Source organism: Micromonospora sp. WMMC264 (assembly GCF_027497275.1).
In the GTDB taxonomy this organism is placed as follows: Bacteria; Actinomycetota; Actinomycetes; order Mycobacteriales; family Micromonosporaceae; genus Micromonospora; species Micromonospora chalcea.
Genome location: NZ_CP114907.1, coordinates 2,466,136 through 2,491,314, shown reverse-complemented (window position 1 = coordinate 2,491,314; position 25,179 = coordinate 2,466,136). Strand labels below are relative to the sequence as shown.

Sequence of the window (25,179 nt, the reverse complement as noted above, 5' to 3'; positions counted from 1 at the left end):
CCCGCCGGTCACAGGTGACGCCGGCGCCATTCGGACTGCTCCCGCTCGGCGGCGACCTGCTCGTCCAACGCGGTCCGGCGCACCTGACGACGCCACGGGTCACCCGCGCGCAGACCGAACAGCACCAGGAAGACGCTGACCGCCGCCAGGATCGCCAGAGCGGCCACCACCGGCAGCCGGCCCGCCCACGGCAGCCCCACCGCCAGCACGAGCACCACACAGGTGGCGACCGCCGGAATCCGTTGGGTCGCCCGCACCGCCAGCGCCAGCAGTCCCAACATGTAGATGACCACCCCGGCGAACAGCACCCGGCTGTCCAGCTCGGCGGCGTGTTCCCACCAGGGATCGCCGTGCGGGTGGGAGATGACGGTGAGGTAGCGCTTGAGCCCGAGGGCGAACAGGATGATCCCGGTGATCAGCGGCAGGTGCAGGTAGGCGTAGGCGTCGCGGGCGAGCGCCGCTCGTGCCCGGACGTCGCGGGTGCGATGCAGCCGCTGCTCCAGCGCGGGTGCCAGAGTGTCGAAGTACAGCCACCACAGGGACGCGATGATGGTGACGCCGAGCACCGACGCCACGATCACCGGCCACGTGGCCGGCAAGCCGGCGCTCAGCTTCGGTCCCAGCCCGAGCGAAATGATCGACTCGCCGAGCGCGATGAGCAGGATCAGCGCGTATCGCTCGGCCCAGTGGGCGGCGGACACGACTGTCAGCCCGGCGCTGGGGGCGAGGCCCCCGGAGGTGTACTCGATGCAGACCGCGGCCAGCCACAGCGCCAGCGGCAGCCACCTCCCCCAGGGCTGCTGGGGTGACTCGGGCAGTGCCTTGGTGGCGAGGATCAACGCCACGCTGGTCAGCGGTGGGAGACCGAGGCGCAGGGCGGTCCGTCCGCGGCGGCTGCTGCGGGCCAGGAACACCAGCACCTGGGCCGCCCGGATGATGAGGTAGCAGCAGGCGAACAAGACCAGACCGGGCGGACCGGACTGCTGCTGCGCCTGCTCCTCGGCGAACGCCGACGGTGTGCTCAGCGTCAGCACGAACAGCGCGGCCACCGTCACCGAGCCGACAAGCGGCATCACCCCCTGGTCGGTGCGGACGACGTTGCCCAGGGCGGCGAAGGACACCCAGCACCACCACAGCAGCAACAGCAACAGCAGTCCCGCCAGCAACGACCTGCCGCTCAGGGTTTCGGAGAGGACGTTCGTGACGTTCAGGAACGCGAACACGAACACCAGGTCGTAGAACAACTCCACCCGGGTGACGCGCGAGCCGGGCGCGGTCGGCAGGACACGACCCCGTCCCCGCTCAGCGTTCATGCTGCCGAGCATGGCAGCGGGCCCCGCCCACCGAGGCGCAGTTGCCCGATCGGTGGCGCAGGGGCGCGGGCCGACGGCCGGTACGGGCGGGTAGCCTTCGGCCCGTGATCGTGGGGAGAAGCCGGTGACGACGCTGGAGCAGGAGCAGTCGCGCACCGTCGCCGACGGGGCGCGTCCCCTGCCGCTGACGCTGGCCGTGCCGGCCGCCGTACTGGCCGGGGTGGCGCTGCTGCTGGCGTTCCCGCCGTACGGGATGTGGCCGCTCGCCCCGGTCGGGGTGGCGTTGCTGGCGGCCGCCGCGCACCGGCGGCGGTTGCGGGCCGGCGCCGGGCTGGGTTTCCTCACCGGGGTGGCGCTGTTCGCGCCGCTGCTGGAGTGGACGAACCTGCACACCGGCTACCTGCCGTGGGCGCTGCTGTCGCTGCTGCAGGCCGCCTACCTGGCGCTGCTGGGCGCCGCCACCGCCTGGGTGTCGCCGCTGGCCGACCGGCACCGGGCGGCATGGCCGCTGCTCACCGGCGTGTTGTGGGTGGGGCAGGAGGCGCTGCGCGACCGCACCCCGTTCGGCGGGTTCCCGTGGGGGCGGCTGGCGTTCAGCCAGGACACGTCGCCGCTGCTGCGGCTGGCCGCGCTCGGCGGCGCGCCGCTGGTCACGTTCGCGGTAGCGGTCGCCGGCGGGATCCTCGTCGCGGTGGCGTGGCGGGACTGGCGTCGCGCGCCCGGGCAGTGGCGGCCGGTGGCCGGGCTCACCGCCGGGCTGGTCGCGCTGCTCGCCGCCGGCCCGGCCGTGCCCGCCGAGGTACGCGGCGCGGACGGCACCGTCACCGTCGCGATCGTGCAGGGCAACGTGCCGCGCCTCGGGCTGGACTTCAACGCGCAGCGGCAGGCGGTGCTCAACAACCACGTCGACGCCACGCTGGAACTGGCCGAACGGGTCACCCAGGGTGGGCAGCCCCGCCCCGACCTGGTGGTGTGGCCGGAGAACTCCAGCGACATCGACCCGCTGCGCAACCCGGGCGCGGGCCAGCGCATCGCCCAGGCCGCCGACGCGATCGGCGCGCCGATCCTGGTCGGCGCGGTGCTCGCCGGCCCGGAACCGGGGCAGGTGCGCAACGTGGGGCTGCTGTGGCGGCCCGGCACGGGCGTCGACCTGGACCAGACGTACGTCAAGCGGCATCCGGTGCCGTTCGCCGAGTACGTGCCGCTGCGATCCCTCGCCCGCATGGTCAGCTCGCAGGTCGACCGGGTCAGCTCCGACTTCGTCCCCGGTGACCGGCCCGGCGTGGTCGACGCCGGCGCGGCGGTCCTCGGCGACGTGATCTGCTTCGAGGTCGCCTACGACGGGATCGTCCGGGACACCGTGACCGGCGGCGCGCAGCTGCTGGTGGTGCAGACCAACAACGCCACGTTCGACGTGGCCGAGGCCCGTCAGCAGCTGGCCATGGTGCGGTTGCGGGCGGTGGAGCACGGCCGGGCCGCGTTGATGGCCTCCACGGTCGGAGTGTCCGGGTTCGTTACCCCCGACGGGCGGGTAGACGGTGCGACCGGGTTCAACACCGCCGCGGTGGTGGTGCGGCAGATGGAACTCGGCGACGGGCGTACCCCGGCGACCACGGCCGGGGTGTGGCCGGAGGTGGCGCTCACGGCGCTGGCGGTCGCGGCTCTGGCCGGCGCGGCCGTGCTGCGCCGGCGCCGGGAGGCCACTCCCGGCTGAGCCGACGAGCGGGAGGCGGTGCGACGGTGGCGGTGACAGCCGACAGGCGGACGGCCGGCCACCCCGGGGTGGGGCGGGTCCTGGTGGTCATCCCCACCTACAACGAGGCCGACAACGTCGAACGGATCGTCGCCCGGGTACGCGCGGCGGCGCCCGCGGTGGACGTGCTCGTCGCCGACGACAACAGCCCCGACGGCACCGGTGCGATCGCGAACCGGCTCTCCGGGGACGACCCGCGGGTGCACGTGCTGCACCGCGAAGGCAAGGAAGGGCTCGGCGCGGCCTACCTGGCCGGTTTCGCCTGGGCCCGCGCACGCGGCTACGACGCCGTGGTGGAGATGGACGCCGACGGCTCGCACGCGCCGGAGGACCTGCCGGCGCTGCTGGACGCCGCCCGCGACGCCGACGTGGTGATCGGCTCCCGGTGGACGCGCGGCGCGCGGGTGCTGAACTGGCCGTGGCAGCGGCTGCTGCTGTCGCGGGTCGGCAACCTGTACGCGCGGCTCGCGCTGGGCATGCCGGTCAGCGACGCCACCGGCGGCTACCGGGTGTACCGGCGCAGCGCGCTGGACGCCATCGACCTGGATTCGGTGCGCTCCCAGGGGTACGCGTTCCAGGTGGAGCTGTCCCGGCTGGCGCACCGAGCCGGGGTACGCATCGTGGAGGTGCCGATCACGTTCGCCGAGCGGGAACACGGCGACAGCAAGATGAGTCCGCTGATCGTGGTCGAGGCGCTGTGGCGGGTCACCCGCTGGGGGGTGCGGGACCGTTTGGCGACCGCGTCCGCCCGCCCGGACGCGCTCGCCCGCTGGCCTTGAGCCGAGGCGTGTCATGCTTGAGGGGCGTGATGACCCCGGGCGGATGAGGTGAGATGCGCCGAGGACTGAAGTACGTACCCCCGGCCCTGCTGCTGTTGGCGCTGCTGGAGCTGACCGTTTTCGTGCTGGTCGGCCGGGCTGTCGGGTTCGGCGCGGCGGTGCTGCTGGTGTTCGGCGCGTCCCTGCTGGGGCTGGTGCTGCTGCGCCGCGAGGGCATGCGGGCGTGGCGCGGATTCCGCGCGGCGGCGCAGGCCGGCCGTCCACCGGGCCCCGAGGTGACCGACGGGCTGGTCGGGCTGCTGGGTGCGCTGCTGCTGGCGATGCCGGGCCTGGTCAGCGGCGTGGTGGGCCTGCTGTTGCTGCTGCCGCCGATGCGCCGGCTGGCCGGTGGCGGGGTGCGCCGGGCCACCGAGCGGCGGGTGTCGTCGATGGTCGCCGGTGACCTGTTCGGGCCACGGCGGGTACGGGTGTACCGGGGTGCGCCGCAGCCGACCCCGCAGCCCACACCGTCACCGTCGCCGGGTCCCGCGCCGACGCCCCAGCCGGTCACCGACCCGGGCAAGGCCATTGAGGGCGAGATCGTAGACCGCTGACGCGCTGCGCTGCGCCCACGCGGTGCCACGCCATCGGCCTTGATCGACTCCACTTCGCCGAGGTGGTGGCATCAGACCGCGCCCGACCCCGCCACCACCCCGAACTGGCGGCCCGTCCACAGACCCGGCACCCCGGTTTGCCCACATGCGGCGGATCGGCCGCCCACGGTCTCCCCACCCGCCCCATGATCGACACCAGTTCGGGGAGGTGGCGGTATCAAGGCACCTGCGATACCGCCACCTCCCCGAAGTGGCGACCGCGCCCCGCCCGGGCAACGGAAACGCCCCCGGGTGATCCCGGGGGCGTTTTCGGTCATGCGGGAGATGCTCAGGCGCGACCGCGACGGGTCCGGACCTCCTGGAGCCGCTCGGCGAGGATGTCCTCCAGCTCGGCGATCGAGCGCCGCTCCAGCAGCATGTCCCAGTGGGTACGCGGCGGCTTGGCCTTCTTCTGCTCCGGCTCGGTGCCGTCGACCAGGCGGGCGACGCTGCCGTCGAACTTGCACTCCCAGGTCGTCGGGACCTCGGCGTCGACGGCGAACGGCACCTCGAACTGGTGGCCCTTGGCGCAGAGGTACTCGCGGGTCTGGCGCGGCGCGAGCTCCGTGTTGCGGTCGGATTCGTAGCTGACCGCGCCCAGCCGGCTACCGCGCAGCATGCGCTCGCCCATGATCGACTTCCCCTCGTCCGTGGTGCTGGTCTTCAGGTGTAACGGCCGGTCACCGTTCGCCCATTCCCCACCCACGTCGGCAGGGCCGTACGCGGGTCGGAAGAACCAAGGGTAACCGGCCATGACAGCTGCCCGGCGGGGTCGTCCCCGGCCGGGCCGAATCGGTGGAGTGTTTCGCCTGTCAATGGGGATGTTACCCACCTGTTTGCGTGCCGGAGGTGACGATGAGCAGTGACGCGCCGGTCGGGGCCCGGCCACCCGCGGGCAAGACCTTCTTCGGGCATCCCCGTGCGCTGTCCACGCTCTTCCTCACCGAGATGTGGGAGCGGTTCAGCTTCTACGGCATGCGGGCGATCCTGGTGCTGTACCTGACCGCCGCGGTCGCCGACGGCGGACTCGACATCGGTGAGTCCAGCGCCAACGCCGTGTACGGCACCTACAACGCCATGGTCTACCTGATGGCCCTGCCCGGTGGCTGGGTGGCGGACCGGCTGATCGGCGCGCGACGCAGTGTGCTGTGGGGCGGCGTGGTGATCGCCGCCGGCCACTACGTGATGGCGATCCCGACCGGGTGGAGCGTGTTCGCCGGCATGGCGCTGATCGTGCTCGGCACCGGCCTGCTCAAACCGAACATCTCCACCATGGTCGGTGACCTGTACGAGCGGGACTCGCCGCGCCGCGACGCCGGGTTCTCGATCTTCTACATGGGCATCAACCTGGGCGCGTTCATCGCGCCGCTGATCACCGGCTTCCTCGGCGAGAAGATCAACTGGCATCTGGGGTTCGGCGCGGCAGCGGTCGGCATGACCTTCGGCGTACTCCAGTACGTGCTGGGCCGGCGCAACCTCGGCGACGCCGGTGCCCGCCCGGCGGACCCACTGCTCGGCGCGGACCGGCGACGCGCGCTGACCCGCATCGGCGTGGCCACAGGGATTCTGCTCGCGGTGCTGCTGGTGCTGCTGCTGGCCGGCTGGTTCACCGTCGACACCGTGGTCAACCTGCTCACCGTGGTGACGGTGCTGGTGACAGTCGGCTACTTCGCGCGGATCCTCACCGACCGGGAGATCAGCGGCACCGAACGCAGCCGGATGAAGGCGTACGTGTGGCTGTTCGTGTTCGCCGCCTCCTTCTGGCTCATCTACGACCAGGCCGGATCGGTGCTGAACATCTTCGCCGCCGACCAGACCGACCGCTCGGTGGGCGGGTTCACGTTCCCGGCGTCCTGGCTGCAGTCGGTGAACCCGATCCTGATCATCATCGGCGCGCCACTGGCCGCCGCGCTGTGGCTCAAGCTCGGGCACCGGGTGTCCACGCCCACGAAGTTCGCGGTCGGCCTGGTGCTCAACGGTCTGTCGTTCGTGCTGATGGCCGCCGCCGCGCGGGCCGCCGTCGGCGGCGACCTGGTCTCACCGCTGTGGCTGGTCGCGGTGTACGCGATCCAGGTGGCCGGCGAGCTGTCGCTGAGCCCGGTCGGCCTGTCCGCCACCACCAAACTGGCCCCGGTCAAGTACGCCAGTCAGATGCTGGGCCTGTGGTTCCTCGCCACCGCCGTCGGCGACGCGATCGGCGGCCAGGTGGCCCGGCTGGCCGGCGCCTGGTCGCAGCCGGTGTACTTCCTGACCTTCGGGCTGGCCTCGGTGGTGCTGGGCCTGGCCGCGGTGATGTTCACCCGTCAGATCCGGACCCTGATGGCCGGCATCCACTGACCTGGCTCACACCGACGGAGTGGGCGGCAGTGGCAGCGGCAGGCCGGGCAGCCCGTCGATGCTGGTGGCGACGTGGTCCTTGCCGGCGAAGTACGCGCTCAGCGACGTGTCGTCCTCCCGCGCGAACCGGCGTTCGTGCAGGTCGCGATCGGCGTCGTAGGTCATGAACGGCACCGCGTAGCCGCACGTGTCGCGGATCAGCTCGGCGTGCGCCACGATGATCGCCCGCAGGCCGTGCGGGCCGGGGTCGATGTCGGGGAAGTGCCGCAGCAGGCCGGGCCAGCGCGGGTCGTCGCGGAACACCGGCTCGCCGCGCCCGTGCACCCGCACGATGTTCGGCGGGCCGGCGAACGCGCACCACATCAGCGTGATCCGGCCGTTCTCCCGCAGGTGGGCGATGGTCTCGGCGTTGCTGCCGGCGAAGTCCAGATACGCCACCGTGTGCTCGTCGAGCACCGCGAAGCAGCCGCGCAGCCCTTTCGGGGACAGGTTGACGGTGCCGTCACCGGACAGCGGGGCGGTGGCGACGAAGAACATCGGCTGCGCCTCGATGAAGTCCCGCAGCCGGCCGTCGATGCGCTCGTATGTCTTTCCCATGCCCCGATCCTCGCCGCCGGCACGGGTCCGGCGCTGCCCCCTTCCCAGCCCGTGGCGGTCAGCCGGTGCGGGTGCCGAGCCGCGCCAGCGCCGTCGCCAGGTCACTGACCTGGTCGGCGAGCTGCCCGGCGCGCCGCTGCGCGGCGTCCCGGTCCGCCTCGATCACGGCCGTGCGCGCGGCCAGGTCGGCCGCCCGCGCCTCGGCGGCGCTCGCGGCACGCCGCGCGTCGGCCAGCTCCGCGGCGAGCGCGTCCCGCTCGGCGGTACGGGCCGCGGCCTGCTCCACCGCGGCGGCCACGTCGGCACGGAACCGCTCTACGGCAGCGGCAGCTTCGGCGCGGACCGCCTCGATCGCCGCGCTCGCCTCGGCGCGGGCCCGCTCCAGCGCCGCCTCGGCGTCGGCACGTACCGCGTCGGCCCGGTCCCGCTCGGCGCGCGCCGCCCGCGCTGCGGTGGCCTCGGCGTCGGCGCGTTCGGCGGCGGTCCGCGCCGCGCGCTCGGCCTCGGTGGCCCGCCCTTGCGCGGCCTGCGCGTCGGCGCGCGCCCGGTCGGCGTCGGCGCGGGACTGCTCGGCCCGGTCCAGGGCCTCGGCGGCGGACCGGGTGGCCCGCTCGGCGTCGGCGCGGGCGGTGTCCCGTTCGGTGGTCAGCTCAGCGACGCGGCGGCGTTCGGCGTCGCGCTCGGCGCGTACCGTGCGCAGGTCGTGCCGGGCGGCGTCGCGGTCGCGTTCGGCCTGCACCCGCAGCGCCTGCGCCGCGCCCGCCTCGGCACGGGCCGCGTCGCGGGCGTCCTCGGCGGCGGCGACCCGCTCGGCGGCCGTCGCGGCCGCCGCCTCTGCCCGCTCGGCCCGGTCGGCGGCGGCGTCGCGTTCGGCGTACGCGGCGCGGGCCTGCTGCCGTTCGCGGGCCGCTGCCGCGGTCGCGTCCTCGGTCTCGCGGCGGGCCTCGTCGCGCTCGGCGTGCGCGGCCGCCACCTGCGCGGACGTCTCCGCGCGCAGCTCGGCGAGCTGCCGTTCCACACCCGCCGGGGACAGCTCGGCGTGCAGCGCCTCGGTGAGGGTCTCGACGATCTGGTCGAGCCGGTCCACCGCCTCCCAGGTGCGCGCCACCTGCCCGGGCAGGCCGGGGGAGTTGCGGTGACGCATCCGCGAGTTGCGCGCGGCCCGCTGGCAGGCGCCGTCGTTGTCCCGGCAGTAGCGGAACGGGCGGCCCGCGCCGACGCGCTGCGGCACGTCGCGCCCGCAGTGGGCGCAGGGTCGGGTGTCGGTGGCGGGCTCGGCGTCCATCGGGGGCGAAGTCTATCCGGCGGCGTCGGCGCGGGCCGCGCCGTCGAGGGTGTAGCGGCGCTGCAACAGCACCGCTACCACCATCACGGCGGCGGGCAGCAGCCCGAAGCCGTAGCGCAGCGCGTCCAGCGCGGCCGGGGACTGGGTCACGGTCTGCCCGGCGGTCGAGGCCACGAACCCGCCGGCGGCCAGGCACAGCGCGTACGCGTACGGGCCGAGCGCCGCGCCGGTGGCCTCGGTGGCGGTCCACACCCCGGTGTACGTGCCGGCCCGCTCGGCGCCGCCGCCCGCGCGGATCACGTCGGGCAGCATCGAGAACGGCAGCAACTGCATGCCGGCGAAGGCAACCCCGAGCACCGCGACGGCGGCCACCAGCACCGGCAGTCCGGCGGGACGGCCGATCGCCAGCACCAGCGACCCGGCGGCGAACGCGGCCTGCGCGGCGAGCAGGGCGCGTTGCTTGCCGATCCGCCGCGCCACCGTCAGCCAGACCGGGGTCACCAGCAGCGCGGGCGCGACGAACGCGGCCACGAGCACTGTGGTGAGTCCGGGGCGGCCCAGCTCGTACTCGGCGTAGTAGGGCACGCCGGCCAGCACGAGGTGGGTGGTGGTGGACATGGCCAGGTATGCGCCGACCAGCCAGCGGAACTGCCGGTCCCGCAGGCTCGCGGCCAGCGCCCGCCACCCGCCCGGACCGTGCGGCGGGGCCGTGTCGGCGGCGGTACGGCGCAGCCGGCCGATCCCGGCGACGCCGACCAGCATCGCGGCGAGCATCCCGGCCGCCAGCACCACGCCCATCAGCAGGTAACCGTCGCGGGTGGCGTCGTCGCCGCCGGCCAGCAGCGGCGCGAGCAGCCCGGAGACCAGGATGCCGAGCGTCAGCACCACCATCCGGAACGCCATCAGCCGGGTCCGCTCGTGGTAGCCGATCCGCAGGTCCGCCGGGGTCGCCAGGTAGGGCACCTGGTACGCGGCGAACAGCAGGTTGCCGGCGACGAAGAACACCGCCACCCAGCCGGCCGCGGCGGCGCCGGTGAGGCCGCCGGGCACGGCGAACAGCGCGGCGAACGCCAGCGGCAGCGCGCACCCGGCCAGCAGCAGCCGTCGGCGGTGACCCCGGCGGGCCTGCTCGACGTCGCAGAGGTGCCCGATCCACGGGTGCAGCAGCACGTCGGCGATCTTCGGCAGCAGCAGGGTGAGCCCGGCCAGCCACGGGGCGACCGCCAGCACGTCGGTCAGGAAGTAGAGCAGCAGCAGCCCGGGCACTGTCACCCAGACGCCCATGCCGAGTGAGCCGGTGGCGAACCCGGCGAGCGGGCCGCGTGGCAGGGTGAGCGCGTCGGAGCGCTGATCCAGCCCGGTCATCGCGGCCTCCTGTCCTCGGGGCACGCCGCCCCCAATCCAACGGTTGCTGGATTGTAGGGGGAACAATGGCCGGATGACCATGCCTCGCCGCCGGCCCGGTCGGCCCCGCCGCGACGACCAGCGCCCGACCCGTGACCTGGTGCTCGCCGCCGCCACCGCGTTGTTCGCCGAGCGGGGCTTCGACGCGGTCAGCGTCCGCGACGTCGCCGCCGCGGCCGGGGTGGACGCCGCCACCGTGGTGCACCACACCGGCACCAAGGCGCAGCTCTACGACGCCTGCTTCGCCCGGGTGTTCAGCGCCGAGCGGGAGGTCATCGAGGCAGCCGGGGAGCGCGCCCGGGCGGCCCTGTCCGCCGGGCCGCACGACGCGCTGCGCGCGCTGCACGACCTGCTGGACGTGTTCGTCGACTTCCTGGAGGACCGGCCGGAGACCACCGCGTTGTGGCTGCGCCGCTGGCTGGAGCCGCAGCGGCACGGCGAGCTGGACCGCCGCTACGCCGCGCCGCTGTACGGGCTGGTCGAGGAGCTGCTCGTCGCGGCGGCCGAGGCGGGCGCGCTGACCGAGCCGACGCCGCACGTGACGGTGCGTTCCCTGGTCTGGACGGTGCACGGGCACGTGGTGGCCCTGGCGGCTGGGACCGGCTCGGGCGCGCGCGAGCGGCGGGAGTTCCGGGCGTTCGTGCACCGCTTCCTCGACGCGCTGTACGGCGGCGCCCGGCCTTGACGCCGGCCCGCGCTCCGGGGACTATCCATCGGTCGTTGGATTAAGGAGGCGGGTATGGCCACACCGAGGGTCGCTGTCGTCGGCGCCGGAGCCGCCGGGCTGGCCACGCTGAAGGCGCTCGCCGACGCCGGCATCCCGGCCGTCGCGTTCGAGGCGGCCGACACGCTCGGCGGCCTCTGGGTGTACGGCGCGCCCGGCTCGCCCGCGTACCGGACGCTGCACCTGAACACCAGCAAGGGGCGCACCGAGTTCGCCGACCACCCGATGCCCGCCGACTGGCCCGACTACCCCGACCACACCCGCGTCGCCGGCTACCTCGGCGACTACGCCGACCGGTTCGGGCTGCGCGAGGCGGTACGGTTGCGCCACACCGTCGAGCGGGTCACCCGCACCGGCGACGGCTGGCGGGTACGCGCCACCGGCCCGGACGGCCCGGTCGCTGTCGACGTCGAGGCGGTGGTGGTCGCCAACGGGCACAACCGGGTGCCGAAGCGGCCCGAGCCGTACCCCGGCGAGTGCGCCGCCGAGCAGATGCACAGCCACGACTACCGAGGGCCGGAACAGCTCGCCGGCCGACGGGTCCTCGTCGTCGGTGGCGGCAACTCCGCCATGGACATCGCCGTCGACGCCTCGTACGCCGCCGCGCGCACGCTGCTGTCGCTGCGCCGCGGCGTCTGGGTGGTGCCGAAGTACCTGCTCGGCCGCCCGTCGGACACGCTCAACGGCGCGCTGGCCCGCCGGCTGCCGTGGCGGCTGCGGCAGCGGATCAGCCAAACCATGATCACCACCGCGGTCGGCCCGCCCACCCGGTACGGGCTGCCCGCACCGGCGCACGGCTTCCTCCAGGACCACCCGACGCTGTCCGACGCGCTGCTGTCCCGCCTCACCCACGGCGACATCCAGGCCCGGCCCGGCATCGCCCGCTTCGACGGCGACCGGGTCGAGTTCACCGACGGCCGCCACGACGAGGTCGACCTGGTCGTCTGGTGCACCGGCTACCGCGTCGAGATGCCGTTCCTCGACCCGGCGCTGCTCGGCGACGGCCCCGACCGGCTTCCGCTGTACCGGCACGTGTTCCACCTCGACGCCCCCGGGCTGGCGTTCGTCGGGCTGATGCAGTCCACCGGCGCCGCGTTCCCCCTGGTCGAGGCGCAGGCCCGGCTGGTCGCCGCGCGCCTGGCCGGCACCTGGACGCCACCGGACGCGGCCCGGCAGGCCGCCGCCTGCCGCGACGAGCTGCGCGCCGCCACCGCCCGGTGGGGGCAACGCCGCCCGCACATGCGCGTCGACTTCGACGTCTACCTGGCCGAACTGGGCCGCGAACTGGCCGCCGGCCGGCGCCGCGCCGGAGCGGCACGATGAACGCCCCGGGACGGCCCCCGGCCGAGGACGCGCAGCGGACCGGATCCGGCGCGGCAGGCCGAGGCTCGGCCGCCGGATCCGGCACGCCGGGCCGCAGCGCCCTGGCCGGACGACGCGTGCTGGTCACCGGCGCGCGTGGCACATTCGGGCAGCACCTGGGCGCGGCGCTCACCGCCGCCGGCGCGCACGTGGTCGGGCTGGACCTGCACGCCGACCCCGATGCCACCCCTGCGGTGCTCGGCGTCGACCTGACCGACCCGGCCGCGACGCCACCGGCCGTGGCCGCCGCGATCGACCGGCTCGGCGGACTGGACCTGCTCATCAACAACGCCGGTGTGGGCGGGCCCGCGCCCGCCGAGCTGCCGCCGGACGAGGTGGTACGCCGCCAGATCGAGGTGAACCTGCTCGCCGCCTGGCGTACCACCGCCGCCGCGATGCCGGCCCTGGAGGCCGCCCGCGGACGGGTGATCTTCGTGGCCAGCCGGATGGCCGTGCTGCCGCTGCCGCTCGCAGCCGCGTACGGGGTCAGCAAGCGGGCGCTCGTCGCGTACGCCGACGCGCTGCGCCACGAAGTAGGCACCCACGTCGGCGTCAGCGTGGTCTACCCGAGCATGGTCGCCTCCCCGATCCACGACAGCACGGTGGCGGCCGGGCTGTCGCTGAGCGGAGTGTCCCGCCCGGAACCCGTGGAGGGAGTGGTGGCGGCGATCCTGCGCGCCGCGACCGCCCGCCGCGCGCCACGGGACGTGGCCACCACCCGGCGCGGCCGGATCGAACTGGCGCTGGCCCGGCACGCCCCGGCCCTCGCGGACCGGATCGTGCGCCGTACCGTCGCCGGAAGGCTGGCCGCCGGTGACCTGGACGGTGCGGCGCTGGCCGAGGGCATGGTCCGGCGGCACCGGCAGGACCGCCGGTAGCCTGCTCGCCATGGCCGTCTCGCCCTACATCGCCCGGCTGCGCCGCCACATCGGCCACGACCTGCTCATGCTGTACGGCGTCAGCGGCGTGGTCACCGACGACGCGGGACGGGTGCTGCTGGCCCGCCGGGGCGACAACGGCCGCTGGTCGATCCCGGCCGGCACCGTCGACCCGGGCGAGCAACCAGCCGACGCGCTGGTGCGCGAGGTCCACGAGGAGACCGGCGTCGAGGTGGCGATCGACCGGCTGGCAGGTGTCGCCACCCACCCGGTGGTCTACCCCAACGGTGATGCCTGCGAATACCTGAACGTCTGGTTCCGCTGCCGGGCGATCGGCGGCGCGCCGACGGCCGACGGTGACGAGTCGCTGGCGGTGGCCTGGTTCGCCCCGGACGCGCTGCCCGAACTGGACGACTGGGCGCGGCTGCGGATCGGCACCGCGCTCACCGACGACGCCCCGCCCTGGTACGCCGCGCCGGGCGAGAGCCACCCGGCGCTGCACCAGCCCGACAACCTCTAGCCGAACACCACCTCGCACGGCCGGCCCGGAACCAGATCCACCGCACGGCGGTCCCCGGGCGCGTGCACCACCACGCGCTGCGCCACCGGCGACACCAGCCGCGCCCGCACCCGGCCCGGCGCCCAGCTCAGCTCCTCGACGGTGACCCGGCCCCGGCAGGTGACGCCGCGCAGCGTCCCGGCGGGCAGATCGGGTAGCGGCGCGGGCAGCAGCCGCAGCGTTCCCGGGCGCGACTGCACCAGCGACTCGATCAGCACCGCCGGCAGCGTGTGCGCGGCGTCGGCGTTGTACGTCCTCCGGCCCGGGTTGTGCGCGCTCATCAGCGACCGGAAGAACATGTCCGTGCCGAGGATCTTGCCCAGGTTCGCCGCGACCAGGTCGCCGTCGCGCAGCCGCGCCGCCGCCAGCGCCCGGTGCAGGCTGCCGTGCGCGGAACCGTCCTCGTCGCCGCGCAGCGTCAGCGCCCGGTGCGCGGCGGCGGCCAGTTCCGGGGTGTCGTCCGGGTTGATCTCGTCGAGCGGCCACACCGGATACAGGTGACTGATGTGCCTGTGGTTCTCGTCGCCGGTGCTGCCGGTCCACGCCCACTCGGCGAGCGCGCCGCGCCCGTCCACCAGGTAGCCGGGCGGCCGTACCCCGGCCCACCGGTCGGTGCCGGTCACCTCGGCGGCCAGCCGCAGCGCGTGCCGGGCCGCGGCGACGTCCATGGTGGCGTTGACCGCGACCGGCGCGGTCCGGCCGGTGTCGTCGTACGGGCCGGTCTCCGGCGAGTACGACGGCACCAGCGCCGGCTGCCCGTCCACATCGGTGAGCACGTCGGCGAAGAAGTCCGCCACCTCGGCCAGCCACCCGGCCACCTCGCCCAGCGGCTCACCGGTGACCAGATGATGCTCGTGCAGCGGGTGCAGCAGCCAGTCCGCGCCGGCCAGCCACGCGGTGAACGGCCAGTCCGGGTGGACGTGGAACAGGTGCCCGTGCTCACCGTCGGTGCGGCTGGGCGCCAGCAGCCCGCGCGCGCCGTACACGGCCCGCGCGTTGGCGCGCCAGTCGGCCACCTGCGCGGCGACCAGCCGGGCGTGCGCCGCTGTCACCTCCGGCAGCGCGCCCACGTTCGCCCCGGCGAGCTGGAGGTTCAGATTCGCGTCGGTGGTGAAGTCACCGGCCCACGCCGCGTCCCACGAGCCCAGCCACAGCCCGGTCAGCCGGGGCGGCAGCACCCCGCTGGCGCTGAACAGCAGGTACCGGCCGGAGTGGAACAGCCGCTCCAGCAGCGCCGGGTCCAGCCGGTGCGGCGCGGCGGCCTGCCGGGCCAGCAGCTCACCCACCGGCAGCGCCCGGTCGGCGGCGGACACGCCGAGGTCCAGGCCGACCCGGGTGTACGGGCCGCGATGGCGCGGCGCGTGCCGGGCCAGCAGCGCGGCGTAGTCCCCGGCCAGCGCGGCGAGCCGCCCCTCCGAGTCCCGGGTACGCCACGGCGGCGCGTCGGGCCGGTCGACGAGCGTGGTGAGCAGGGCCGGTCCGCGTACCCGCACCCGGTCGCCGTCGACGCTCACGTCGCCGCGCAGCAGCGTCAACCCCTCGAACCCGTACGCGCCGCCGGCGTGCGGGTAGCGGGCGCGTACCCGCAGGTACACCAGCCCGTCGCGGCGGTACGCGGCCTGCTCGTACACCACGTCGGCGGGCCGGCCGGGCAGCTCACCGGTCACACCGACCACGCAGTCGCCCTGGTCGAGGTGGAGCACCGCCACGCCGTCGGCGCGGGAGACGAAGCAACGCCGCCGCCCGCCCGACCACTGCACCTCCACCTCCCCGGTGGTGAAGTCGGTGTCGCGCCGGTAGCCGCGTACCGGTCCCGGCGGCGCGTCGACGGTGAGCGCGTACCCGGGGTGGAACGACTGGGTCCACTCCAGCTCCCGGCCGCCGGTGAGCAGCCGGGCGGCCTCGGCACGGCGCCCGGCGAGCACCAGCGCGCGGATGTCCGGCATCAGCGCGGCCAGCTCGGGCGCGCGGGCGTCCCGGGCGCCGTTCGGCAGGACGAGCCGGTGGTGGTTCACCACGATCCGCTCCGCGTACGGCTGCCCGTGGACCATGAGTCCCAGCTCGCCGTTGCCGGTGAGGAACGCGTCGGTCCAGTCGGCGGCCGGCGCGGTGTCGTGGACGCGGTGCACGGTCACCGGCGGGCGCTGGTGTCCCGCACGGTGAGGTGCGGTTCCAGCAACGTCACCTCCGGCACTCCCTCGCCGCTCAGCCGCCGCATCAGCAACGCCACCGCCTGCCGGCCGACCTCCTCGGCGGGCACCGGTACGCAGGTGAGCGCGGACTGCTCGGCCAGCTCGTCCGGGCAGATCGCGACCACCGACACGTCGCGCGGCACCCGGCGGCCGAGCAGCGGCAGCGTGGCCAGCACCGGCCCGACCGCCGACTCGTTCTGCACCACCAGGCCGGTGACGTCCGGGTGGTCGGCGAGCAGCGCCTCCAGGTCGCGGCGTACCGCGGCCGGTCCCTCCTCGCAGGGCCGGGTCACCGCGTCGACGCCGAGCCGCCCGGCGGCGGCGCGTACCCCGGCGCGGGTGCGGTGGGCGAACCCGGTGCCCCGGTCGTAGACCGCGGCGGGCGCGCCGAGCAGCGCGATCCGCCGGTGCCCGGCGGCGGCCAGGTGTTCCACGCACAGCTCACCGGCGCGCCGGAAGTCGAGGTCCACGCAGGCCAGCCCGGTGCTGTCGGCGGGGTGCCCGATCAGGACACCCGGCAGCGCCAGTTCCCGCAGCAGCGGCACCCGGGAGTCCTCCAGCTCGATGTCCATCAGCAGCACGCCGTCGACGAGTGCGCTGCCGGCGATGCGGTGCAGCCCGGCCGGGCCCTCGTCGGCGGTGACCAGCAGCACGTCGTGGTCGTAGCGGCGGGCGGTGGTGACCACTGCGGTGGCGAAGCGCATCACCACCGGCACCTGCATGCCGGTACGCAGCGGCAGCACCAGCGCGATCACGTTGGCGCGGCGACTGGCCAGGGCGCGCGCCCCGGCGTGCGGGTGGTAGCCCAGCGCGCGGACGCTGTCGAGGACCCGTCCCCGGGTGGTGGCCGAGATGGTGCGTTTGCCGCTGAGCACGTACGAGACGGTGCTGGCGGCCACTCCGGCGTGCCGGGCCACGTCGGCGATGGTGACCTGCTCGCCGGGGACGCGCCCGCTCACCGGGCGGCTCCACAGCTGCGGTCGGCCGGGGCGACCGTCGTGGCGTCTCCGGTCACGGCGAGCGCGCCGACGATCCGGATGTCGCGAGCGGACCGGCCCACCAGCACCGAGTGGACGGCGTCCTCCACCACCATCGCCGCGCGGGTCTCGTCCCACCAGGCCAGATCGGCGGTACGCAGGCGCATCGTCACCCGGGCCGCACAGCCCGGATCGAGCGTGACGCGGGCGAAGTCGCGCAGCTGCCGCAGCGGCTGCTTGACCCGGGAACGCCGCTGCCGGGTGTAGAGCTGCACCACTTCGGTGCCCGGGCGGCGGCCCGTGTTGGTGACCTCGACGCTCACCTCCACCTCCTCGCCGGCACGTGCCGTGGCGGTGCTCAACCGTAGGTCAGCGTAGTCGAACGCGGCGTAGCTGAGCCCGTGCCCGAACGGGTACAGCGGCTCACCCCGGTGGTAGAGGTAGGTGCTGTCCGCGCCGATGACGTCGTAGTCGAGCAGGTCGGGCAGTTCGGCCGTGTCGGCGTACCAGGTCTGGGTGAGCCGCCCGCCCGGGTCGGCGGCGCCGAGCAGCACGTCGGCGAGCCCGTTGCCGTGCTCCTGTCCACCGTGGGCGCTCCACAGCACCGCCGGCAGATGCTCCTGCGCCCAGCCGGTCGCGTACGGGTAGCTGCTGGTCAGCGCCAGCACGGTACGCGGGTTCGCGGCGTGCACCGCGCGCAGCAGCTCCTCCTGGCCGGTGGGCAGCGTCAGGTCGGCCCGGTCCTCGGTCTCCCGGCCGTTGACCATCGGGTGGTTGCCGAGCACCACCACCGCCACGTCGGCGGCGGCCGCGAGCGCGGCGGCGTCGGCGGCCCCGTCGGCGCGCAGCGTCACGGTGAACACGGCCGGGTCGCCGGTGGCGACGCTCAGCCGCCCGTCAGGTGCGACGCCGACGTGCCGTCCGGTGGCGAGGTGACGCAGCAGCGCCGTGCCGTCGGGCCGGTGGTCCAGGCGGAACGTCTCGCGTACCACCCAGCCGCCCGGTCCGTCGCGGTCGGCCACCAGGGCCCCGGCGTCGTCGGCGCCGACGTACCGGCCGGTGTCCACGGCGCGTAGCGCCACCACGTCGCGCCCCCAGTCGACCACCTCGAACTCGGCCGCGGTGTCGCCGAGCGCCAGCGGGCCGTCGCCGTCGAGGCGTACCGCCCGGTCGCCGACGTGCAGCGTGACCCGGTCCGTGCCGGGGTGGGTGGTCACCTCCGGCAGCCGTCCGAGCAGCCCCGCGTAGGCGCTGATCGTGTACGGCGGGGTGCCGCTGTACCAGTCGGTGAGCACGGTGTCGGCGAGCGGTCCGAGCACCGCGACGCGGGTGCCGGGGCGCAGCGGCAGCAGGCCGTCGTTGCGCAGCAGCACGACCGACTGGCGGGCGGCCTCGCGGGCGAGTTCCCGGTGGGCGAGGCTGTCGAGCGTGTGGGGCGGCACGTCGTCGTGGGGGTCCGGGTCCAGGTCGCCCAGGCGCGACCGGACGGACAGGATCCGCCGTACCGCCCGGTCCACGTGGGAGGGCTCGATGAGACCGCGGGCCAGCGCCTCGGTGAGACGTTCCACTGTGGGGGCGCTGTCCTCGTCGTCCTCGGTGAAGCTGTCGATCCCGGCGCGCAGCGCGGCGGCGAACCCGGCGACGTGGTCGGGCAGGTACTCCTGCACTCCGGCGATGTTGCCGACCGCCCCGGCGTCGCCGACGACCATGATGTCGCCGTCGGCGTAGCCGCGCAGCTCGCTCTCGATGAGCGGGCTCAGGTGCGCCGGTACGCCGTCGACCAGGTTGTACGACGCCATCACCGCGACCGCCGCGCCCGCTGCCAGCGGGGCGCGGAACGCCGGCAGCTCGTACTCGTGCAGCACCCGGGGTGGCAGGTCGCTGGACGTGGTGGCCCGGTCGGTCTCGTTGTTGTAGCCGAGGAAATGCTTGAGCGTCGGCGCTGTGCGCAGCCGGATCGGGTGGTCGCCGCGCAGCCCCATCGCGTACGCGGTGGCCAGTTTGCCGGTCAGCCACGGGTCCTCGGACCAGCCCTCCTCGTTGCGTCCCCAGCGGGGGTCGCGCAGCGGGTTGACCACCGGCGCCCACACGTTGAGGCCGACCCGGACCGGGTCGGCGCGGTGCTTGACCCGTACCTCGTCGCCGACGGCGGCCCCGACCGCCCGGATCAGGTCCGGGTTCCAGCTCGCGGCCAGGCCGATCGCCTGCGGGAAGACGGTGGCGGTGCCGAGCCACGCGACGCCGTGCAGCGCCTCGGTGCCGGTGCGGAACGCGCGCAGGCCGAGCCGGGGCACCGGCGCCTGCCACTGGTGCAGCAGGCCGAGCTTCTCCGGCAGCGTGAGCCGGGCCAGCAGGTCGTCGAGACGGTGGGGGACGGGGTCGGTCATGGTGGGCGCCTCCGGTCGGCGTACGGGCCGCCGCCCAGCCGTCGAAGCGCTTCGACGACCGTGCCGGTGACGGGGCGGCGCGTACGCGAAAAAGGGTGGTGGTCGGTATCGGCAGGGTCGGCCCGGAGCGGTGGTGAAGCGCTTCGACAACCGCCGAAAAACACGCCGCTTTCGCAGGTTGCCCGGTCCCGGAACGCGGCGCTACCGAGGTTGACACCTTCCGGCCGGTGCGGTCAAGGGGTCACCCGGCGGGCAGGCGTCCCGCCTCCACTGTGGCCAGCGCCGCGGTGGCCCCGCCCAGCGCGCCGGCCGCGGACCCGAGCGTGCTGGCCTCCAGCCGCACGCCGGGCGGGACCGGTGTACGGGCGGCGAGTTCGGCGTGGGCGGCCGGCAGCAGCCACGGCGCGAGTGCCGCCAGGTGCCCGCCGACCACCACCACCTCCGGGTCGAGCAGCCCGGCCAGCACCGACGCCGCCTGGCCGAGCAGCCGGCCGATCTCGGTGAGGCCGGTGCGTACCGGCTCGTCCCCGGCGCGGGCGAGCGCCTGGATCCGTTCGATCTCCGGCAGGTGATCGGTGACCGGGCCGGCGTCCGGCAGCAGCCGGCCGATCACCGCGTCCACGCCGAGCAGCGCGGTCAGGCAGCCGCGCCGCCCGCACGCGCAGGGCGGGCCGTCGGCGGCCAGTGGCAGGTGCCCGATGTCGCCGGCGAAGCCCCTGCCGCCGCGCAGCAGCCGCCCACCGCTGATCAAGCCCGCGCCGATCACCGGCCCGCCGGTGAGGTGCACCAGGTCGGCCGTGCCGGCGTACGGGCCGTGCCGCTGCTCGGCCAGGACGGCGAGGTTGGCCTCGCTGTCGACGGTGACGGGGAAACCCGGATCACGCAGGGCGCGGCGCAACGCGGCGGCGAGCGGTACGCCGCGCCAGCCGAGCGCCGGGGCGACCGGCACGTCGCCGTCGGCGTCGACCAGCCCGGGCACGGCCACGGTGAGGCCGAGCACGGTGCGCTCGGCGCCGGTGACGCGGGTGACGGCGCGGCGGGTCAGCGCCGCGAGCGCCTTCACCGTCTCCTCGGCACCGGCGGTGGCGGCGGGGAACGCGCGCCGCCACGTGAGCACCGGGTCGCCGCCCAGCCCGGCGGCCACCGCGACCAGCTCGTCCGCGCCGACGCGCAGCCCGAGCCCGACGTAGCGGGCGCCGTCGAGGACGAGCATGGTGGCGGGGCGGCCCACCCGGTTCTCGGTCAGCCCGGTCTCGCGCAGCAGCCCGTGTTCGATCAGCTCGGCGACCAGGCTGGAGACGGTGGCCTTGTTCAGCCCGGTGTGCGCGGCGACGTCGGCCCGGGAGCAGGGGGCGTGGCGGCGGACGTGCCGGAGCACCGCGGCCCGGTTCGTCACCCGCACGTCGCCGAGGTCGGCCGTCGGCCGGTCGATGCTGATCACGTACTGCCCGCCTCCTGCGCCCGGCCCTGGGTTCGGCTAAAGCTTAAACTAAATAGGCGCGATCCCGGCCGGGTGGGCCCGGCCGGGGAACCACGGCACGAACGGCGTCACGGGGACCGGCTCGCCGTCGAGCACCACCCGGCGCGGCGGGTCCGTGCCGACCACGCTGACCTGCCGCACGTCCAGCGGCCCGTCGACGCGTACCCGCAGCGTGTCGCCGTCGCGCACGGCGGTGACCGTGGTGTCGCCGTCGGGGTCGCGCACCACGCTCACGCCGTCGACGCCGCCCCAGGCCACCACCGTGACGTCCCGGAACGGGCCGGTTCCGACCGTCGTCGCGGGCGCCACAGTGGGGATCAGCGCGCCGTGCCGCACGTACAGCGGCAGCCGGTCCAGCGGCACGCTCACCCGCAGGTGCCGTCCGCCGGTGTGCCGCTGCCCGGTGTACGCGTCCAGCCAGTCGTCGCCGGTCGGCAGGTAGACGGTGCGCTCGCCGGACCTGTCGAGCACCGGCGCCACCAGCAGGTCCGGGCCGAGGCGGTACTGGAGGTCGGCGGTCCAGGCGGCCGGGTCCTCCGGGGTGTCGACGAGCAGCGCGCGCATCATCGGGCTGCCGGTGCGGGCGCTGTCCACTGCCGCCGACCAGAGGTACGGCAGCAGCCGGTAGCGCAGGCGCAGCGCGTCCACCGCGTGCCGTTGCGCCTCGGGCGGGAACTCCCACGGCAGCCGGCTGGTGGTGCCGTGCAGCCGTACCAGTGGTGAGAGCGCGCCGAACTGGGTCCAGCGCACGTACAGGTCCGGTTCGGGGGTGCCGTGGAAGCCGCCGGTGTCGTGGCTCCAGAACGGCACCCCGGACAGCCCGTGGGACAGACCGCCGCGCAGCGTGCTGGCCATGCCGGGCCAGGTGGCGTTGACGTCGCCGCTCCACTGGGCGCTGTGCCGCTGCCCGCCCAGGTACGACGAGCGCGCCCACACGGTGCGGTGCCCGGCCACCTCCTCGGTGACGTCGGCGACCGCGTCGTTGAACAGCAGCGCGTACACGTTGTGCAGCTCGACGCCGGTCATGCCGTTGTGGGCGACGGCATCGGCGGGCACGCCCTCGGCGAAGTCGGTCTTGAACACGGCGACGCCCTGGGCGAGCAGCGGGCGCAGCAGGTCCTGGAACCAGCGCACCGCGGCCGGGTTGGTGAGGTCCACGATCGCGCAGACCGGGTAGCTGCCGTGCCACGTGTCGGCGACGTACGTGCTTCCGTCCGGGCGGCGCAGGAAGTAGCCGGCGGCCTCGGCCTCGGCGTAGAGCGGGCTGCCGGTCATCAGGTACGGGTTCATCCACAGGCACACCCGGAAGCCCTGCTCGGTGAGGTCCTTGAGCATGCCGTCGGGGTCGGGGAAGGCGTCGGTGTCCCAGCGCAGGTCCGACCAGTGTCCGGCGACCTGCCAGTAGCAGTCCAGGTGCAGCACGTCGCAGGGGATGTCGTCCGCGCGGATGCGCCGGGCCCGTTCCAGCACGCGCTGCTGGCTGTCCGGGAAGAAGCCGGAGGAGATCCACGCGCCGAACGCCCACCGCGGCGGCAGGTACGGCCGGCCGGTCAGCGTGTCGAGCCGGTCGAGCACCTGCGCCGGGGTGGGTCCGGCGAGCACGTAGTAGTCGAGCAGGTCGTCCGGGACGAGGATCTGCACGCTGCTGTGCGTGCTGGCGCACATGTCGAACTGCACCGGCAGCCCGCTGTCGACGAGTACGCCGTAGCCGCGGTCGGACAGGTAGAACGGCACGTTCTTGTGCGACCGGTCGGACTCGCCACCGAAGGCGTCGAAGTTCCACATCAGCGGCCGCTGGCCACGCTTGTCCAGTGGGGTGAACTTCTCGCCGAAGCCGACGAACCGCTCGTCGCCGGGCGCCATGAAGCTCTCGTGCCAGGCCACCGGCTCCCCGTCGACTGTGGAGCGGCCCAGCGGCAGCGTGCGGCGGCGGCCGCTGATGTCGCGGGTGCCGGCGTCGGAGGCCAGCAGCAGTCGTCCGTCCGGAGTGTGGAACCGCAGTCCCCACGGGTCCAGGCTCAGATCGGCGACCATGCCACCGGCCGCCACCCGGACCTGCCCGTCGGCGACGGTCACGGTGGCCGGGTGGGGTTGCGGGTGGACCAGTGTCAGCGCCGGTGCGGACCGGCTGCGTACCGAGGGGTCGTCGGCGAGGCGTACCCGGATGATCCCGTCCCCGGCGGCCTCGACGCGCGTGACCAGCGTGCGGCCGGACGCGCAGGTCGCGGTGAGCGTGACCCCGTGCGCGTCGGTCGCGGCGACCTCGGCCCGCAGCACGTCGTCGGCGCCCTCCTCGCCGGGGGCGCGGACCGGCAGGTCGGGCGGGTCGGCCACGAAGGTCTCGTACGGGACCAGCGGCGGGCGGTACGGCATGGGCGTCTCCTCGCGGCGTCCACGGGCGGTCCCGCCAGTTTCTTTGGAAGCCCAACTAACTGTCAATGATCGACGCCATTGACTTTCCTTCTCACCTGTTCCTATTTTGGCCGGGATGACAACTAAAGCGCCGTGGAGCGACGGGCGGCTCTGCTACGGCGGGGACTGGAACCCGGAACAGTGGCCGCCGGAGGTGTGGCGCGAGGACATCGCCCTGATGCGCGCCGCCGGGGTCAACCTGGCCACCGTCGGCGTGTTCGCCTGGTCCCGGCTGGAACCCGAACCCGGCCGCCACACGCTCGACTGGCTCGACCGCGTCCTGGACCTGCTGCACGCGAACGGCATCCGCGCCGCCCTGGCCACCCCCACCGCGTCGCCGCCGCCGTGGTTCTCGCTGCGCCACCCGGACGCGCTGCCGGTCACCGCCGACGGCGTCCGCCTGACCCACGGCAGCCGCGACACCTACTGCGCCGCCGCGCCCGCGTACCGCGACGCCGCCCGCAGCATCGCCGAGGTGCTGGCCGCCCGGTACGCGCACCACCCGGCGCTCGCGCTGTGGCACGTGCACAACGAGTACGGCACCACCTGCCACTGCCCGCACACCGAGGCGGCGTTCCGCCGCTGGCTCACCACCCGCTACGGCGACCTCGACGCGCTGAACGACGCCTGGGTGACCAGCTTCTGGAGCCAGCACTACTCCGACTGGGCGCAGGTCGGCACGCCCCACGCCACGCAATATCTCGCGAACCCCGGCCATCTGCTCGACTTCCGCCGCTTCTGGTCCGACACGCTGCTGTCCGCGTACACCGAGCAGCGTGACCTGCTACGCGCGGCGAACCCTTCGGTGCCGGTCACCACCAATTACGTGCTCGGCGACTGGGTGCCGGTGGACCACGCCCGCTGGGCGCACGAGGTCGACGTGGTCGCGATCGACCACTACCCGTCCGCGGTCGGCGCGGGCGCGCAGGAGCAGACCGCGTTCGCCGCCGACGTGGCCCGCGGCTGGGCCCGCCACGGCGCCGGGCGGCCGGCGCCGTGGCTGCTGGCCGAGAGCGCGCCCAACCAGATCCACGTCGCCGGGCGGATGCACACCAAGGAACCCGGCCGGATGACCCGGCACAGTCTTGCCCACGTCGCACGCGGCTCCGCCGGGGTGATGTTCTTCCAGTGGCGCGCCCCAGCCGGCGGCGCGGAACGCTTCCACTCCGCCGTGGTGTCGCACGCCGGGGCGGACACCCGCGTGTTCCGCGAGGCCGCCGACCTGGGCGCCGCGCTGGGCCGGCTCGCCGGGACCGCGCCGGGCCGCGTCGAGGCGGGCGTGGCCATCGCGTACGACGCGGCGAGCGGCTGGGCGCTGCGGCACCCGGGGATGCCCCGCGCCGGACTCGACCACCCTGGCGAGGCGGCTGCCGCGCACCGGGCGCTGTGGCACGCGGGGGTCACCGCCGACGTGGTGCCGCCCGGCGCCCCGCTCGACGGTTGCCGGCTGCTCGTGCTGCCCGCCCTCTACCTGGCCTCGGACGCCACAGTCGACTGGGTACGCCGGCACGTCCACGCCGGCGGGCACCTGCTGGTGACCTGGCTCAGCGGTGTCGCCGACGAGCACGCCCGGGTACGCCTCGGCGGCTACCCGGGCGCGTACCGGGACCTGCTCGGCGTACGGGTGGAGGAGTTCCACCCGCTCGCCGACGACGAACACGTGCCGCTGACCGGCGGCGGGACCGGCCGGATCTGGTCCGAGACGGTGCACCCGGCCGGCGCGGAGACGATCAGCGCGTACGCCGGGGGAGTGCTTGACGGCCGTCCCGCGATCACCCGGCACCGGATCGGTGACGCGTACGCCTGGTACGTCTCCACCCGCCCCGACGACGACACCTATCGGCGGTTGCTCACCGAGGCAGCAGGGCTCGCCGGTGTGACCCCGACCTGTCCCGGAGCGCCCGAGGGTGTCGAGGCGGTACGCCGCCACGACGGCCTGCTCTACCTGCTCAACCACACCGACCGGCCGCAGCGGGTGCCGGTCACCGGGCTCGACCTGCTGACCGGCGCGACGGCCGACGGCTCGTTGACGGTGCCGCCGGGTGGTGTTGCGGTCGTGCGCGAGGAGCCGTCGTGACGTCGCCCCGGCGGCATGCGTTCGTGACGGA

General features: G+C 74.8%; 19 protein-coding genes. 9 read left to right on the top strand and 10 right to left on the bottom strand.

The window, feature by feature from the left end:
• Positions 1–8: 8 nt before the first annotated feature.
• Positions 9–1,325: a low temperature requirement protein A gene (locus O7542_RS10530; protein ID WP_210873351.1), complete on the bottom strand. Its 1,317-nt coding sequence runs from the start codon at positions 1,323–1,325 to the stop codon at positions 9–11.
• Positions 1,326–1,437: 112 nt separating this feature from the next.
• Between O7542_RS10530 and lnt the strand changes: the two genes are divergently transcribed.
• The 3 genes from lnt to O7542_RS10515 are packed head-to-tail and all read left to right on the top strand — an operon-like array spanning position 1,438 to position 4,438.
• Positions 1,438–3,027 carry an apolipoprotein N-acyltransferase gene (gene lnt, locus O7542_RS10525; protein ID WP_281606115.1) on the top strand — a complete coding sequence of 530 codons (1,590 nt, stop codon included), beginning with the start codon at positions 1,438–1,440 and terminating at the stop codon, positions 3,025–3,027.
• A 26-nt stretch (positions 3,028–3,053) separates the two neighbouring features.
• Positions 3,054–3,845, top strand: coding sequence for a polyprenol monophosphomannose synthase (locus O7542_RS10520; protein WP_281606114.1), 792 nt, complete (start codon positions 3,054–3,056; stop codon positions 3,843–3,845).
• 53 nt (positions 3,846–3,898) lie between these two features.
• On the top strand, positions 3,899–4,438 hold the full coding sequence (locus O7542_RS10515; protein ID WP_043324104.1) for an FxsA family protein: 540 nt from the start codon (positions 3,899–3,901) through the stop codon (positions 4,436–4,438).
• A 328-nt stretch (positions 4,439–4,766) separates the two neighbouring features.
• On the opposite strand, the gene O7542_RS10510 is transcribed toward O7542_RS10515, so the two are convergent.
• Entirely contained in the window at positions 4,767–5,108 is a 342-nt protein-coding gene (locus tag O7542_RS10510) for an RNA polymerase-binding protein RbpA (RefSeq protein ID WP_007070998.1), read from the bottom strand.
• 224 nt (positions 5,109–5,332) lie between these two features.
• Here O7542_RS10510 and O7542_RS10505 point away from each other — a divergent pair, with 224 nt between their 5' ends.
• The gene (locus tag O7542_RS10505) at positions 5,333–6,814 is read left to right on the top strand and encodes a peptide MFS transporter (protein WP_043330143.1); all 1,482 of its coding nucleotides are present in this window, start codon (positions 5,333–5,335) and stop codon (positions 6,812–6,814) included.
• Positions 6,815–6,820: 6 nt separating this feature from the next.
• Here the strand turns inward: O7542_RS10505 and O7542_RS10500 are convergent, their stop codons facing one another.
• From O7542_RS10500 to O7542_RS10490, 3 genes are read right to left on the bottom strand one after another with little or no spacing between them, the layout of a single operon-like run.
• Entirely contained in the window at positions 6,821–7,411 is a 591-nt protein-coding gene (locus O7542_RS10500) for a pyridoxamine 5'-phosphate oxidase family protein (RefSeq protein ID WP_043324102.1), read from the bottom strand.
• Between the two features lie 58 nt (positions 7,412–7,469).
• Entirely contained in the window at positions 7,470–8,696 is a 1,227-nt protein-coding gene (locus O7542_RS10495) for a hypothetical protein (protein ID WP_281606113.1), read from the bottom strand.
• A gap of 12 nt (positions 8,697–8,708) precedes the next feature.
• On the bottom strand, positions 8,709–10,061 hold the full coding sequence (locus tag O7542_RS10490) for an MFS transporter (protein WP_069089682.1): 1,353 nt from the start codon (positions 10,059–10,061) through the stop codon (positions 8,709–8,711).
• Positions 10,062–10,140: 79 nt separating this feature from the next.
• Here O7542_RS10490 and O7542_RS10485 point away from each other — a divergent pair, with 79 nt between their 5' ends.
• The 4 genes from O7542_RS10485 to O7542_RS10470 are packed head-to-tail and all read left to right on the top strand — an operon-like array spanning position 10,141 to position 13,584.
• Complete coding sequence (locus O7542_RS10485) at positions 10,141–10,785, top strand: TetR/AcrR family transcriptional regulator (protein ID WP_030502427.1); 645 nt, start codon at positions 10,141–10,143, stop codon at positions 10,783–10,785.
• Between the two features lie 54 nt (positions 10,786–10,839).
• Positions 10,840–12,147, top strand: a complete 1,308-nt coding sequence (locus O7542_RS10480) for an NAD(P)-binding domain-containing protein (protein WP_281606112.1) — start codon at positions 10,840–10,842, stop codon at positions 12,145–12,147.
• Positions 12,144–13,064, top strand: a complete 921-nt coding sequence (locus O7542_RS10475; protein WP_240925950.1) for an SDR family NAD(P)-dependent oxidoreductase — start codon at positions 12,144–12,146, stop codon at positions 13,062–13,064. Before O7542_RS10480 ends, O7542_RS10475 begins: the two co-directional genes overlap by 4 nt.
• A gap of 10 nt (positions 13,065–13,074) precedes the next feature.
• Complete coding sequence (locus tag O7542_RS10470; protein WP_043324087.1) at positions 13,075–13,584, top strand: NUDIX domain-containing protein; 510 nt, start codon at positions 13,075–13,077, stop codon at positions 13,582–13,584.
• On the opposite strand, the gene O7542_RS10465 is transcribed toward O7542_RS10470, so the two are convergent.
• The 5 genes from O7542_RS10465 to O7542_RS10445 form a co-directional block, all read right to left on the bottom strand.
• A complete protein-coding gene (locus tag O7542_RS10465) occupies positions 13,581–15,758 on the bottom strand; it encodes a glycoside hydrolase family 95 protein (RefSeq protein WP_113974079.1) in 2,178 nt (725 codons plus the stop codon). The genes O7542_RS10470 and O7542_RS10465 overlap by 4 nt on opposite strands.
• Positions 15,755–16,774 (bottom strand): LacI family DNA-binding transcriptional regulator, encoded by a 1,020-nt coding sequence (locus O7542_RS10460; RefSeq protein ID WP_281606111.1) that lies wholly within the window; start codon positions 16,772–16,774, stop codon positions 15,755–15,757. Before O7542_RS10460 ends, O7542_RS10465 begins: the two co-directional genes overlap by 4 nt.
• A complete protein-coding gene (locus O7542_RS10455; protein ID WP_281606110.1) occupies positions 16,771–19,179 on the bottom strand; it encodes a glycoside hydrolase family 3 C-terminal domain-containing protein in 2,409 nt (802 codons plus the stop codon). The genes O7542_RS10460 and O7542_RS10455 overlap by 4 nt, the downstream gene beginning before the upstream one ends.
• Positions 19,180–19,420: 241 nt before the next feature.
• Positions 19,421–20,620 (bottom strand): ROK family transcriptional regulator, encoded by a 1,200-nt coding sequence (locus O7542_RS10450; protein WP_281606109.1) that lies wholly within the window; start codon positions 20,618–20,620, stop codon positions 19,421–19,423.
• A gap of 48 nt (positions 20,621–20,668) precedes the next feature.
• Positions 20,669–23,032, bottom strand: coding sequence for a TIM-barrel domain-containing protein (locus O7542_RS10445; RefSeq protein WP_281606108.1), 2,364 nt, complete (start codon positions 23,030–23,032; stop codon positions 20,669–20,671).
• A gap of 115 nt (positions 23,033–23,147) precedes the next feature.
• Here O7542_RS10445 and O7542_RS10440 point away from each other — a divergent pair, with 115 nt between their 5' ends.
• Complete coding sequence (locus tag O7542_RS10440; protein ID WP_281606107.1) at positions 23,148–25,148, top strand: beta-galactosidase; 2,001 nt, start codon at positions 23,148–23,150, stop codon at positions 25,146–25,148.
• The last annotated feature ends 31 nt before the right edge of the window (positions 25,149–25,179 follow it).